Raw genomic sequence first — 11,909 nt, 5'->3', positions numbered from 1 at the left:
AAGTATTAAAGCTTATCGAATTACGCCATAATTTACGCCATCTGAAAAATACATTAAATGGCGTAAAAATGGGAACAATTACACAGCGCAAAAGCGTCAGCGGTGCTATCCGTTATCGTGCTGAAATACGCATTAAACGTGCTGGTCTACCAGAATACAAGGAAAGTAAAACTTTTGGGACCATGCGCACTGCATCAAACTGGCTCAACAAGCGCGAGCAGGAGATAGCAGACAATCCTGATATTTTGCTCGGTATCAATAATAAGTCAATGACGATTGCTGCTGCTATTGCAAAATATAAAGAAGAAGTGGGAGATGAATTTGGTCGCACAAAAAACAGGTCGCTTGATCTAATTGCAAAACTGCCTATTGCCAAGGTTTATCTAGAGCAAATCAATGCCACCCATGTTTCTGAACACGTAGCTCTACGAAAGAAAGGCTATAGCAAACTAGGTCTTGATCCTGTCTTGCCATCAACGATCTTAAATGAGCTTCAAAACATTAAATCCATCTTGACCCATGCATCCGTGATGTGGCGTATCAATGTTAATTTGAATGAATTTAACAATGCCTGTTTGCAACTCAGAAAGACACGGCAGATCAAGAAGTCAGACAAGCGAGATCGGCTGCTATCAAATGCTGAATTAAAAAACCTGTTGCTGCACTATCTTGATAAATGGGATCGTGGACGCACTGCATACCCGATGCACTTAATAGTTCTATTTGCTATTTTTTCATGCAGGCGACAAGCAGAGATAACCCGAATTCGATTAAGCGACTATGATAAAGAACATCAGTCTTGGATGGTTCGGGATTTAAAAAACCCTAATGGCTCAAAAGGAAACCATAAGTATTTTAACGTGCTTCCAGACTGCCAAAAGATCACTGAACTTTTAATGCGAGATGACACAAGAGCAAGAATGCTAAAGATGGGTGGTGATAGTGATTTACTTGTACCACTATCTGCCATTTCCATAGCATCTGAATTTAATCAGTCCTGCCATATTTTAGGCATGAGTGACTTTAGGTTTCACGATTTAAGGCATGAGGGAGCAACACGACTTGCTGAGAATGGATTGACTATTCCACAAATACAGCAAGTCACATTGCATGACACATGGAGCAGCCTTGAGCGATATGTGTCAGTAAAAAAGAGGGTGAATATTTTGCAATTGGACGACCTGCTACAGATCATTGGTGAAATGTAGCAAAGTCTTTTGATGCGCTTTGATGCTCCTTATCTAGTGCATCTGCCAAATCCCGCAAGTTCACGAAATATGGCGCTGTCCGGCTTTTCTGATCCAGCTTGAACACTGGAAAGGGGAACTTGTTTTCAGTCGCCATCTGATGCACAGTTGCTTTTTTTAGGGATGGGTAGTATTCATCCGCAATATCGAGCAACTTCACAACAACAGAGCGATGCTTTAAAAACAAGTAGTCATAAGTTGAAAACTGCAATGCTCCCATCACTTCACCTCCTACAAAACTACAAATTTGTGATGCTTTAAATTGATTGCTGTCATTTTTCTACAATGCTGGCAGCGTGTTCTGGAACGAGTTTTAAGTTCTTCCTCATCCTCTTTCAACTTTTCCCTAGCTTCCTGAATCCGATTTTGCAATCGAGCAAAATATTCAATACTGTCCTTAATCCACAAAACTGGATTAACTTTGGCTTCGCATTGCTTGCAAATCAATTCCATTGCTTTGGAGTCAATAGCCACCTGTATGTGCTGACACTTTTGAAAGTCACGTCTTGGAAAATTAATCACATCACTTTCAATATCAATTTCAAGATGCTCATGAGTGGGGTAGGTATAATTATTCACGACACTTCTCCCAAACTCTTCACCACGCCATACTGATCAAACTCCGCGATATATGACGACAGCATGTGGTAATACAGATCAGCATCATTACCAACCTCAAGAATCACGCCAGTACCATTGTTCACGCGCTGTCTTAAAGTTGCTTCCAGCTTGCGAACAAAATCACTGTGCAGGTGATGTGACTCACTCGCAATGTTGTATAAAGATCCGGTCTGACCTGCATCAAGCACCAAGTTAAAAGGCTTCTCTTTATACAGTTGATCAATAATGTAGTTGGCCACAGCAATGTTTGTTTGTTGAATTTCAGTCATTGGCTTGCTCCTGTGCCATTGGCGGTAATGGTAGCCAATGAGAGAAGTACACATTATTTGGGTCTTCACAACCATCAATATTCGCCACACTGACAAAGCCATAGTCATCATAAGCAAGAACTTGGCTGCCAGCTTTCGGCATGGCATTCTTAACCGAAATCCATTCCGGCACCGCTTGGGATTTGGCTGCTTGCCATGTGCACCAGCTTGAATTAATTTCATTCAGGGCTTCGCTATATTCCTCATCCCATTCAATTAGCTCATAAACATTTTCCAGTTCGTTATATTGAATATTCGGCAAATATTTGAAATCCACACCTTGTGAAAGCAGGTGTTTTTCATGAGCAATTTTTTCTTTCTGAATATCCATCCCGCCACCTTCTTTAATTTTCATGCTGCTCTCACTCCCTTGTAGCCACGTTTATCCAGAATCTCCAAAAGCACATCCTGAGCAACACGGGTTTTATTAATAAGTTGCTGTTCGCGTTTAGCATCACGTTCTTTAAAAATAGTGGTGATGCGTAGTTCTGGCGGAATATGGCCAACAATGTGCCAATCTTCCGGATCTTGTTTTTTGATTAAATGGCTCGGGGTATCCACCAAACCAAATACAAGGCCAGCATAGTTTCGATCCCATAGCAGCATGTAAGTATCGAGCTGCCACTCGTAAAGCTTTTTGTCACCTTCCTTTAAAATTAAAGGAAAAGTCTTTTTGGAATAAGAAGATTTAATATCAAGAATTAGATCCTCATCCTCTTCATTGATATCGCACTCACCAGTGAATAAATCGGTCTTTTTGCGCTCGTTATTTTTCACATAAAAATTGCCGGACACTTGGTTGTACAAGGCAATGGTCTGATCTTCCACAACTCGGCCTTTTTCAATTTCATAGGTGTCAAGTACTGGCTTCCAGTTCAAAAGGATCTGGCTTGCCAACTCATAAACATGAGTCAGCGCACCATCCGATAATGTGTCTTTTTCAGGGTAAGCCATTAACTTACCTACGCCTGATGCTCTAAACTGGATCATGTTCAAGCACCTCAGTTTGAGCGCGAACATAATTTTCTTGCTCAGGGGTAATGTTGTAATGAGCTTTTAATGCATCAAGAGAACCTTGGTTTGCTTTGATTTTCTTGATAGCGGTTTCAATTTGCTTTTCCGTAAGGGTGGGGCGAATATCCTCGATAGCCTTTGCTTCTTCCTGAATATGCTCAGTGCCACCCACTGTGATAATTTTTCCTTCCATTTCCTCTTTAGTGTACTCATCACCAATTTCTTCAGGGAAGGCTTTACGCAATGCACCAGCTTCAGCACACTTTGCCAACTGTCCGCGTTTACGCTTAGTCCACATTGAATTCAGACCACCATCCTTAACAGTGGCGCACGCTTCTTCGAAATATTCCGTATGTGAGAAGGCAACCTTTTCACCATGAATAATTCGAAATACAGTCACAGTGCAAAACTCTGGGACTGTATGTGTTGTATTTCCAAACTGGATCTGAACCATTGGGCCAAAAATAGGCGCATCAATACCAGCATAACTATTTGAGCGTGAGGCTGTAATTCGATGCTCGGCGATAGAGGGCATAATCACATCACGCCATTGCGATTGGCCTGTTTTTGCGTCTTTCACATTCATTGGAACGATGTGACAAGGCTTCTTCATAATGTCCAGATTACGAGCCTTGCAATATTCAACCGCCATTACGATTGATTCAGGCTTGGCGCCTGGAAAGATTGAGGATGTAAGGGCGGACCACATTGATTGATCAACATCATAATCTTTAAGAGATACGCCTAACTGGCTTTCAACTTGAGCTACTGCATTCATTACCAATCTCCCGCCATACTTTCAGCAATCCGTGTGTCTTGCTCATCTAATTTGTTTTCAAACATCTGTTCCGCGTACTCATTCACAAGACGCTGTAATTCTTTAATCTGCTCATCGTTAAGCGTAAATACCTGACCTTCCTCGGCTTCAAAGTTCCACACATCAAGTAAAGTCACAGGCGTATCTTTCACCACCAGCCAAGAATCAATATCCACTGGCTCTGCATATCGCATATCACCATTCGAGCTACGCATTTGCGTCATCGTGTGAGGTAATACAGGCATTGAACAATCAGCCGTTGCATGCAGGTTTTCACCAATCTGACGATACAAACCAAACGTCAGCACGTTATCTTCAATCGAAATATCAGAATCAACCTTGAAGCTCGGCAGGTCTGAAAAATACAAATCACGGGTAAAATCTTCATTCACCTTGCAGTCAATTACCTTGGTGCTATGACCATCACGGCACAGGAATAAAGACTGGTTGCCGATGTGGTTGATAGGACGCATTGCCGCACCACATCCACAGAATTGAGCGTAAGTGTTCATGCTGGCACCTCACTGCTTTTTAAGTGCTTATGAATGTTCTTGATAATTTTTGTCAGCCAGCTAAGTTCTGAGTTTTGCATCGTTCTTGAAAACAGCATTACCAAGTGGTCTGTCATTCCTTTTTCTACACAGTCAACCAGGTAGTCTTCTACACGTGGTGTATGGTGGCCTCCGCGGTATCCAGTCCAGGCTTTATCCCAACAACGGATAGTCACTTGTGATTTACACTCGCCATACCACACGATGAATACATCAATTGGATCCACGCCATCTTGAGCGGGAATGTGGTGAGTTCTGATTTCTTTGATTTCCATCACTTCACACCCCCAACAATCGCAGCATTAATCTTTTCAATTTCATAACGATCAACATAAGCATTAATCGTCTTGTCAAAATGGACTACGTTCAGAATGTCTAGAAACTCGACTGATCCATCATCCAGTGCATACTCGACATAGATGCTGTAATCGTCAGCTTTGACGGTAGCCAAACAGGTTTCATTGCAAGTACGTTTAAGCACTTCATATTTTTGAGCGGTGATAACCACTTGAGGATTATCATCAGCCACTTTGGCAGGCTGGAAAGCGTAAGCTACTGCTATCCCTGCGCTGATTGATGCTGCAATGAATGCAGACTTGAGAATATTGGATTTAGTTGTCATGACTGCCTCCAAATACTTGGCGAAGAGCAGCAACGACTTGTTTGATTTCTTCTTCGGTGCGCCATGCACCAAACGCAACCCTGTTTTCATCCGTTGTTTCGCAATCGTTGTTGTCCCAGTCGTAACAAATCTTCCTATTGCTATCTATGTAGTAATATTTATCACCATCTTCCGGCTTAAAAGGCGCAGGAACCTCAATTTCATTTATTTTGATGGTGCGGGGTTTTAGGCGGAACTTAATGGTTTCGCCATTACGATTCAAACCACTAAGAAAGCACTCAAGGTTAAATAGTTCTTTTCTGGAGATATCCAACCAATGATCACCAGCCCAAGAATCTGATCTTTTTTGTACAGATTCACCATTCGCCAAGGCAATCAGCGCTTCTTTCCCGCTAATCAACTTGCCTTCATCAACTTTTGTATTCATAATTTCTTTACTCACTGAGAGAGAGTGGGTCACGCTCCAGGTAGTTGTCGTAGGCTACGCTGGGGCTTTTTGTTGTCTGTGAGATAAATATAAGAAAACTTAGTTTTAGTGTCAAGCGGAAATATAAGAAATGTTAGTTTTATTTTTAGAAAACTTATTTTTTTGTTTTAATAGACAAAAGAAAACCCATCACAGGGATGGGTTGTTTGGAGTTTGTTATGACTGAAAATCAGCGCAAAAAGCTTGAACGTCTACTATGGTTCGTTGTTGGTTTTAATTTTCTCACCCTTGTTTGTGTGGCTATCAACACTTCGGGTATCCTTAAAGGCTAAGTCATAAAGAGTTTCTGCGGCTGGAATGGCGGTTAGGATCAATGTGATTATCAGCAAGAAGAATGTGGGCTTTACTGTCCAGTCAGGTTTCGATGATTCTCTTATCTGCCTAATCAAAATTTCATTACTAATAAGCTGCACAGTTCTATCCAGCATATGACCATCATGACCTTCGTTGCTCAAAAGCTTAAGAAGTTCCTCATCTGAAAGGCTCTTAATTTCCTTCAGTGATAAACTCAAAGTATTTAGATTAGGCAGCTTTACAACTTTTGTCTCCATTCCATCACTCAGTTTCAAGTCACTCGCATGATGGTGCATCGAAGCCTTATGAACTTCACTTAGCTTACTGAAATCAGTAGGCTGGCTGTTATCCTTATCTAATTGCTCACTAAGCTTTTTTGCCAACTCAAGGGTTAATGGGCCAAGGTTTTTCACACCCTTATTTTTCTCATCTTCTTTTTTCAATTATCACCCCTATAAAACACCCAAGCCGCATATAGCGGCTTTTATTTTTAATTCTTGCGCGGTTTTTTCTTAGCTCGATAAACGTAGCGAATACAATCCACTACCTCGCCAACAAACTCGCAATTTTCATCAAGCGGAATGATATTTGGTTTAAATTCAGGGTTAATTGCCTGAAGGTATTTGCTGCCATCTGGCTCAATCACCAGGCGCTTAAAGGTCGCGTCATCAAACTTTCTAACAACAACGATGTCACCTGAGTTCATATCGCAAAACGGTAGTGTCGGATCTACAAGAATGTAATCACCTTCATGGAATTCTGGGTAGTTACTCAAGCCTTGAACTTTCAGGTAAAAGCATTTTTCACAATCACCATCTGGAATTGGCAGCCACTCTTCCACCTGGGACATGTCAACAGATTCGACATTGGTCATCGTACCTGCTTGAACCCATGACAAGACAGGGGCCATGCGTGGTGCCACAGGAACCACATTAGACTGCTCTTTTTGCGTGGCGCTAGGATCACCCTTGCCAGTCAGTATGTATTCAGTCGTTACCCCAAAATGATTTGCCATTGCTTCTAATGATCCCGCTTTAGGCAAATAACTATCTTTTTCCCACTCAGTTACAGCGGGCGAACTCACTCCAGCAATCTTTGCTAATTGCACTTGAGTTAATTTTTTCGAACGTCTAAGCGCACGTATGCGCTGACCAATAGTTGTTTTTTCCATATAAGTAATCTTACATATTGCTTTTATAAGTTTTCTTTGATTAAATACTAAGAAATCTTACTTTATTGAGTAAATACCAATGACCAAACAAGAAGCATACAAGTTGCTTGGGGTTAATGGCGTTGAACTAGCGGGCTTGCTAGGAATTGAACCTTCTGCTGTTTACCAGTGGCCTAACAACAAAATCCCATTAGCACGTGAATACCAAATTCGAGATTTAGCTGCTGGCAAGCAGCCAATCAAACACAGCAAAGAAGTTGCATAGGTGAATTTATGAGTCTTGAAAAGAAATCTACACATGTTCGCTTGTCTCCTGAAATCCATGAGCGGGCAAAACTACTTGCCGAAATTAAGGGTAAAGACCTTGCTCAATACCTGGCGTATCTCCTAGAGAAGGAAATCGTCGGTGAGTGGCATGTACTTAATTTACAAGCAAAATCTTTCGAGCGCTTGGGATTAGGAGCTTTAGTAAGGGATTTAAGTACCGACATCAGCTTCGGTGAGGGATCGGAAGGGATTCACGGGGATTTAGGCAAAGAAAAAGCCTGATGTACTAGATCAGGCTTTTTCAGTTGTTCACTAACGTCAAGGAAAGTAAACATGACTAGTTTAGCACGAAATTTTAGAGAAAAAATGCTTATTCAAAAGATTCAACTTTTGGAGAAAGCGCTTAAAGCAAATCTTAAAAACCCAAGTCTGGATAATGCTTGTTTGGTTGCCAAGGCTCGCCATGAGTTATTTGTATTTGCACGAGGTGAGGCATGAACAAGGCAGTTCCAATTATCAAATTGATAGAAGCCATGAATGAACAACCGATTGCCTTCAACAAGCATTACGTTTTTCTGGGGTGCGGTATTAATGGTGCGCTCATGTTATCCCAGTTGGTGTATTGGACTTCGCGCACAAAGGATACTGATGGCTGGATCTATAAGGATCACCACGAATGGACCTCGGAAACTGGATTAACCAGAAAAGAACAGCACACAGCACGAAAAGCACTTAAGGATTTAGGCTTTATTTCCGAGAAGAAACGTGGTGTACCACCTCGAGTTTACTTCCGTGTTGAGCGCGAAAATCTTTATAAAGCACTCATTGAATACTCTGAAACCCTTACAGGCTCTCAATTGTGCCATACGGAACAATTGAATGTGCCAAATGGAACAATTGAATGTGCCGTTGGGAACAATCAAATGTGCGCTACGGAACAATCAAATGTGCCAAAAGGGGCATCTAATTCAGAGAATACAACAGAGAATACTACAGATATTAATTTAGGCGCATCCGCACCTGAACAACCTAAAAAATTCTCTGCTAAAAAATTCATGATGGAAAACGGTGTATCTGAAAAAACAGCTCAAGAGTTTATTGATCTGAAAAACAAGAAACGTAAAACCATCACCGACCGTTCTCTAAAAATCATCTTCAACCAGGCGATTGAAGCCAAGCTTTCAAACGAACGTGTATTCCAGATTATCGTTTTACGCGGATGGGAGTCGTTCAAAGCTGCATGGAACTGGGCCGAGACTAATGCTGAGATTGAGCAGTTAGAAAATCCACAGTCAACACCAAACCCTCAAAACTATCAAGCTGACATGGGGGATTGGTAATGATTGATATTCATAACAACTCCATCGAGCAATGTGTACTTGCTGCACTGATGACCGTTCAGAACTCACTTGAAACCGTGATGAACGACCTGGATGAAAGCTGCTTCTTCGCAAACCGTCACCAGGAGATCTACAAGGCCATTACTGACCTAGCTAACGAGAACAAACCGTACGACGTGGTTTTCGTCGAACAGAAGCTGAATGAGAAAAATTCACTGGTTGGTGTAAGTCCATCTGAATACCTGATGACGTTGATGGCAGATGCACCGTCGAGTTTCTACAACCTGGAATCCTATGTTGCTGAACTCAACAAGCTGAAAGCGCATCGTGAAGTTGAAAAGATGGGCCGAAGCATTCAGGAAGTGGCAAGAGACTTAACCGTACCTGATGTGCATAACGCTGCTGAAAATATCCTGAACAAGGCGACCACCAACGAAAAATTGGAGAAGTCTAGTTTCACGTTTGAGGAAGCATTAAAACGCGCTGGTGATCAACTGATTCAGAAGGCAGAGGCAAAAGCCAATAAGCAGTACACAGGGGTTAAGTTCAACCTGCCTCATTTGGACAACGTAGTGGGCACCATTCAGCGCGGCCATTTTTGTGTGATCGGTGGTAGACCTGGATCAGGAAAGTCCACTCTGGCGCAAATGGTGGCGATTCAAACCGCTATGCAGTTCAAGGAAGCGGTACTGGTTGTATCTGCCGAGATGGATGTAGAGACATTCACGAATCGCTGTATCTCAGCACTCACCCAGATCCCATACGACAACATCCACAATGCCGATCTGTACGACGGGATGATTCAGGAATTTGCAGGCGCTCAGGATCGTTTTAGCAAGCTGCCAATTCATATTGAAGATAAGCAGAAGCCAACCATTGCAGAGATTCATTCTTATGCACGTAAGGCCAAGCGCAACTATAAAAAATTGGGCTGCATCATTATCGACTACCTGCAACTGGTACGTGACCCAACCAAGAAAGACCGCTATCAGGAAGTGAGTTCAATCAGTCGTGATCTAAAAGCTATGGCGAAGGAATTCGATTGCCCTGTAATCGCCCTGGCACAGCTCAACCGTGAGTCTGAAAAAGGTAAACGTCCAAAGGCATCTGATCTGAAAGAGTCTGGTCAGATTGAGCAGGACGCGGATCAGATTTTATTAGCCCATCCAATTGTGAACAGTGATGACGAAATGCCGAGCGGTATTACGGAAATCATTATCGCTAAAAACCGTCATGGCAAAAAAGGTGTAGTTCGGGTGATGGATCGTTTGGATATTTGTCGCTTTGCATCGGTACGAGTAGAGGAAAGCGCAGGGGGTGGGGTGTGAAGATTTTAATTGCTTGTGAATATTCAGGCCGTGTCCGTGATGCTTTTGCCGCACTTGGTCATGACGCTATGAGTTGCGATCTACTGCCAACAGAAGCACCTGGTAATCACTACCAAGGTGATGTTCGTGATGTGCTGGGTGAGCAGTGGGATTTGTTAATCGCACATCCTGAATGCACGTACCTGACCAACGCTGGCGTGTGCCACTTGCATACAGATCCGAAGCGCTGGCCAAAGCTGTTTGATGCCGCTGAGTTTTTCAAACTGTTTCTGAACGCTGAGCATATCCCGATGCGAGCAATCGAAAACCCGATTATGCACGGATATGCAAAAATCTTAATTGGTGGGGTGAAACAAAGCCAGGTTGTTCAGCCTTGGATGTTTGGACACATGGAGCAGAAGGCTACCTGTTTATGGTTGAAAGGACTGGAGCCTCTAAAGCCGACAAATATCGTTAAGGAGGAGATGATGCTTTTGCCAAAAAATCAGCGTGAAAGATTGCATTACTTATCACCAGGTCCTGACCGATGGAAAGAGCGCAGCCGGACTTATCAAGGAATTGCTGATGCCATGGCTATGCAGTGGGGTGGTGATGTGCGCCAAGGTGAGCAGGAAGATTTATTCGGAGGTGCGGCATGAGTATTTATCAAAAAACAAATCGAATCTGAAAAATTAAATAACGATGTTGAAGCTTGGCTGACTAAAAACCAAATCACTCAGTTGCCAATGGGTTTCACAAAGTTTCCTGATGGGAATATTCCAAAAGAACGTGCAAAGGTGGTAGCTCCTGAATCTGAACGTAATGCAAAAATTGAAGCTACTAACACAGAAGCTCGCCAGGCAAGAGAGGTTACAAAACGCCAGCAACGTGCTGAAGCTAAACAGCGCAAGCAAGAGGAACGAAAAAGACGTGAGCGCGAACTTGAGTCGGCTAAACAGCAACGTGCTTTAGAGCGTGAGAAAAAGGCCGAGCAAATCAAAAAAGAGCGTCAAAAAAGCGTAGCTCTTAAAAAAGCTGAAAAGGAGGCGGAAAAGCAGGATCGACAATTACGCCTTCAGAAACAAAAAACACTGCTTGAAGGATTTAAAGCGAGAGCGCGTTTTGGTGACACAAACAAACTAGCAAAACAGTTTGGTGTGGCATGGAACCGAATTCATGATGCAATTATCGGTAGATATGCGCTGACATGGGAAAGGATCCATGAGCTAGAAGAAATTATTAAAAACTTCGAATACGCGGATGGGCCGGCGCTTATGGCAATGGATAAAAAATCATTTATCCGCATTCATAACATGGCTCGTAAAAAAGACGCTGTGCAACGAGGCGAAAGAACATTCCTGGCTTACTGCATCAAAGAAGAAAAAGAAACCTGTTTTGGAATCTACAACTCAGGAACGACTTATTGCATAAGTTGTAGAAGCGCAAAGGTGAAGCAGTACAACAATCAAAAATTATCCAATAACCGAATGCTGGCAAATGACGCACGTATCCGTGGAGAGAAACGTTTTTATGGTGAATGCAAAAAGCATGGGCCGGTTGAGTACGTAGTTCATGCAAAAGTGCATCGCTGCACAAAATGCGAGTCTGATAGAGCCAAGAAGTCATACGGACCAATCACGGAAAAATGGAAACGTATAAATCGCAACCTGGAAGCAATGAAACAAGCTATGGAAAGAGGTGAAACGCATTTTGAGGGCGAGTGCGAGAAGCATGGGATGGCACTTCATAAGCGAGTGATGTCACATGGAGCTTATGGAACTAAGTGTGTTCTTTGCAAGCGTGAAGCAAACCGGGCTTATCACAAACGCAAGCGTGAACAGGCTCAAAAGATTGGGGAGTAGG

Annotated in this window: 20 protein-coding genes; 8 read left to right on the top strand and 12 right to left on the bottom strand. The window is 42.6% G+C overall.

Annotated features, from left to right (window positions below):
- Positions 1-68: 68 nt before the first annotated feature.
- Complete coding sequence (locus FTV12_RS00495; protein ID WP_180033392.1) at positions 69-1,208, top strand: tyrosine-type recombinase/integrase; 1,140 nt, start codon at positions 69-71, stop codon at positions 1,206-1,208.
- On the opposite strand, the gene FTV12_RS00490 is transcribed toward FTV12_RS00495, so the two are convergent.
- The 12 genes from FTV12_RS00490 to FTV12_RS00435 all read right to left on the bottom strand — a co-directional run bounded on the left by FTV12_RS00490 (position 1,192) and on the right by FTV12_RS00435 (position 7,132).
- Positions 1,192-1,467: a pyocin activator PrtN family protein gene (locus tag FTV12_RS00490; protein WP_180033391.1), complete on the bottom strand. Its 276-nt coding sequence runs from the start codon at positions 1,465-1,467 to the stop codon at positions 1,192-1,194. The genes FTV12_RS00495 and FTV12_RS00490 overlap by 17 nt on opposite strands.
- An 11-nt stretch (positions 1,468-1,478) precedes the next feature.
- The gene (locus FTV12_RS00485; protein WP_180033390.1) at positions 1,479-1,826 is read right to left on the bottom strand and encodes a hypothetical protein; all 348 of its coding nucleotides are present in this window, start codon (positions 1,824-1,826) and stop codon (positions 1,479-1,481) included.
- The gene (locus FTV12_RS00480) at positions 1,823-2,137 is read right to left on the bottom strand and encodes a hypothetical protein (protein WP_180033389.1); all 315 of its coding nucleotides are present in this window, start codon (positions 2,135-2,137) and stop codon (positions 1,823-1,825) included. Before FTV12_RS00480 ends, FTV12_RS00485 begins: the two co-directional genes overlap by 4 nt.
- Complete coding sequence (locus FTV12_RS16445; protein ID WP_257220862.1) at positions 2,130-2,531, bottom strand: hypothetical protein; 402 nt, start codon at positions 2,529-2,531, stop codon at positions 2,130-2,132. Before FTV12_RS16445 ends, FTV12_RS00480 begins: the two co-directional genes overlap by 8 nt.
- Complete coding sequence (locus tag FTV12_RS00470) at positions 2,528-3,166, bottom strand: hypothetical protein (protein WP_180033388.1); 639 nt, start codon at positions 3,164-3,166, stop codon at positions 2,528-2,530. The genes FTV12_RS16445 and FTV12_RS00470 overlap by 4 nt, the downstream gene beginning before the upstream one ends.
- Positions 3,153-3,968, bottom strand: coding sequence for a phage recombination protein Bet (gene bet, locus FTV12_RS00465; protein WP_180033387.1), 816 nt, complete (start codon positions 3,966-3,968; stop codon positions 3,153-3,155). Before bet ends, FTV12_RS00470 begins: the two co-directional genes overlap by 14 nt.
- Positions 3,968-4,519: a hypothetical protein gene (locus FTV12_RS00460; protein ID WP_180033386.1), complete on the bottom strand. Its 552-nt coding sequence runs from the start codon at positions 4,517-4,519 to the stop codon at positions 3,968-3,970. The genes bet and FTV12_RS00460 overlap by 1 nt, the downstream gene beginning before the upstream one ends.
- Positions 4,516-4,833 (bottom strand): hypothetical protein, encoded by a 318-nt coding sequence (locus FTV12_RS00455; protein WP_180033385.1) that lies wholly within the window; start codon positions 4,831-4,833, stop codon positions 4,516-4,518. Before FTV12_RS00455 ends, FTV12_RS00460 begins: the two co-directional genes overlap by 4 nt.
- Entirely contained in the window at positions 4,833-5,180 is a 348-nt protein-coding gene (locus FTV12_RS00450; protein ID WP_180033384.1) for a hypothetical protein, read from the bottom strand. The genes FTV12_RS00455 and FTV12_RS00450 overlap by 1 nt, the downstream gene beginning before the upstream one ends.
- Positions 5,170-5,607 (bottom strand): hypothetical protein, encoded by a 438-nt coding sequence (locus FTV12_RS00445; RefSeq protein WP_180033383.1) that lies wholly within the window; start codon positions 5,605-5,607, stop codon positions 5,170-5,172. Before FTV12_RS00445 ends, FTV12_RS00450 begins: the two co-directional genes overlap by 11 nt.
- A gap of 254 nt (positions 5,608-5,861) precedes the next feature.
- Entirely contained in the window at positions 5,862-6,404 is a 543-nt protein-coding gene (locus FTV12_RS00440) for a hypothetical protein (protein ID WP_180033382.1), read from the bottom strand.
- Between the two features lie 47 nt (positions 6,405-6,451).
- Positions 6,452-7,132 (bottom strand): LexA family transcriptional regulator, encoded by a 681-nt coding sequence (locus FTV12_RS00435; protein ID WP_180033381.1) that lies wholly within the window; start codon positions 7,130-7,132, stop codon positions 6,452-6,454.
- A 79-nt stretch (positions 7,133-7,211) separates the two neighbouring features.
- Here FTV12_RS00435 and FTV12_RS00430 point away from each other — a divergent pair, with 79 nt between their 5' ends.
- From FTV12_RS00430 to FTV12_RS00400, 7 genes are all read left to right on the top strand, one after another.
- The gene (locus FTV12_RS00430; protein ID WP_005103769.1) at positions 7,212-7,397 is read left to right on the top strand and encodes a Cro/CI family transcriptional regulator; all 186 of its coding nucleotides are present in this window, start codon (positions 7,212-7,214) and stop codon (positions 7,395-7,397) included.
- Between the two features lie 8 nt (positions 7,398-7,405).
- On the top strand, positions 7,406-7,681 hold the full coding sequence (locus tag FTV12_RS00425) for a hypothetical protein (RefSeq protein WP_180033380.1): 276 nt from the start codon (positions 7,406-7,408) through the stop codon (positions 7,679-7,681).
- A 51-nt stretch (positions 7,682-7,732) separates the two neighbouring features.
- Entirely contained in the window at positions 7,733-7,897 is a 165-nt protein-coding gene (locus FTV12_RS00420) for a hypothetical protein (RefSeq protein ID WP_180033379.1), read from the top strand.
- Positions 7,894-8,739: a DNA-binding protein gene (locus FTV12_RS00415; protein ID WP_180033378.1), complete on the top strand. Its 846-nt coding sequence runs from the start codon at positions 7,894-7,896 to the stop codon at positions 8,737-8,739. Before FTV12_RS00420 ends, FTV12_RS00415 begins: the two co-directional genes overlap by 4 nt.
- Positions 8,739-10,067, top strand: a complete 1,329-nt coding sequence (locus FTV12_RS00410) for a DnaB-like helicase C-terminal domain-containing protein (RefSeq protein ID WP_180033377.1) — start codon at positions 8,739-8,741, stop codon at positions 10,065-10,067. Before FTV12_RS00415 ends, FTV12_RS00410 begins: the two co-directional genes overlap by 1 nt.
- Positions 10,064-10,705, top strand: a complete 642-nt coding sequence (locus FTV12_RS00405; protein WP_180033376.1) for a hypothetical protein — start codon at positions 10,064-10,066, stop codon at positions 10,703-10,705. The genes FTV12_RS00410 and FTV12_RS00405 overlap by 4 nt, the downstream gene beginning before the upstream one ends.
- An 87-nt stretch (positions 10,706-10,792) precedes the next feature.
- A complete protein-coding gene (locus FTV12_RS00400) occupies positions 10,793-11,908 on the top strand; it encodes a hypothetical protein (protein ID WP_180033375.1) in 1,116 nt (371 codons plus the stop codon).
- Position 11,909 lies beyond the last annotated feature (1 nt).

Source organism: Acinetobacter sp. YH12233 (assembly GCF_013417725.1).
GTDB lineage: Bacteria > Pseudomonadota > Gammaproteobacteria > Pseudomonadales > Moraxellaceae > Acinetobacter.
This window is presented reverse-complemented; position numbering and strand designations above follow the sequence as displayed.

What these genes read in the sequence shown, in the direction of transcription:
- FTV12_RS00470 (WP_180033388.1), bottom strand. Translation starts at nt 3,166, where the DNA reads ATGATCCAGTTTAGAGCATCAGGCGTAGGTAAGTTAATGGCTTACCCT.
- FTV12_RS00420 (WP_180033379.1), top strand. Translation starts at nt 7,733, where the DNA reads ATGACTAGTTTAGCACGAAATTTTAGAGAAAAAATGCTTATTCAAAAG.
- FTV12_RS00400 (WP_180033375.1), top strand. Translation starts at nt 10,793, where the DNA reads ATGGGTTTCACAAAGTTTCCTGATGGGAATATTCCAAAAGAACGTGCA.
- FTV12_RS00495 (WP_180033392.1), top strand. Translation starts at nt 69, where the DNA reads ATGGGAACAATTACACAGCGCAAAAGCGTCAGCGGTGCTATCCGTTAT.
- bet (WP_180033387.1), bottom strand. Translation starts at nt 3,968, where the DNA reads ATGAATGCAGTAGCTCAAGTTGAAAGCCAGTTAGGCGTATCTCTTAAA.
- FTV12_RS00410 (WP_180033377.1), top strand. Translation starts at nt 8,739, where the DNA reads ATGATTGATATTCATAACAACTCCATCGAGCAATGTGTACTTGCTGCA.
- FTV12_RS00455 (WP_180033385.1), bottom strand. Translation starts at nt 4,833, where the DNA reads ATGGAAATCAAAGAAATCAGAACTCACCACATTCCCGCTCAAGATGGC.
- FTV12_RS00415 (WP_180033378.1), top strand. Translation starts at nt 7,894, where the DNA reads ATGAACAAGGCAGTTCCAATTATCAAATTGATAGAAGCCATGAATGAA.
- FTV12_RS00430 (WP_005103769.1), top strand. Translation starts at nt 7,212, where the DNA reads ATGACCAAACAAGAAGCATACAAGTTGCTTGGGGTTAATGGCGTTGAA.
- FTV12_RS00445 (WP_180033383.1), bottom strand. Translation starts at nt 5,607, where the DNA reads ATGAATACAAAAGTTGATGAAGGCAAGTTGATTAGCGGGAAAGAAGCG.
- FTV12_RS00435 (WP_180033381.1), bottom strand. Translation starts at nt 7,132, where the DNA reads ATGGAAAAAACAACTATTGGTCAGCGCATACGTGCGCTTAGACGTTCG.
- FTV12_RS00450 (WP_180033384.1), bottom strand. Translation starts at nt 5,180, where the DNA reads ATGACAACTAAATCCAATATTCTCAAGTCTGCATTCATTGCAGCATCA.
- FTV12_RS00480 (WP_180033389.1), bottom strand. Translation starts at nt 2,137, where the DNA reads ATGACTGAAATTCAACAAACAAACATTGCTGTGGCCAACTACATTATT.
- FTV12_RS00460 (WP_180033386.1), bottom strand. Translation starts at nt 4,519, where the DNA reads ATGAACACTTACGCTCAATTCTGTGGATGTGGTGCGGCAATGCGTCCT.
- FTV12_RS00490 (WP_180033391.1), bottom strand. Translation starts at nt 1,467, where the DNA reads ATGGGAGCATTGCAGTTTTCAACTTATGACTACTTGTTTTTAAAGCAT.
- FTV12_RS16445 (WP_257220862.1), bottom strand. Translation starts at nt 2,531, where the DNA reads ATGAAAATTAAAGAAGGTGGCGGGATGGATATTCAGAAAGAAAAAATT.
- FTV12_RS00425 (WP_180033380.1), top strand. Translation starts at nt 7,406, where the DNA reads ATGAGTCTTGAAAAGAAATCTACACATGTTCGCTTGTCTCCTGAAATC.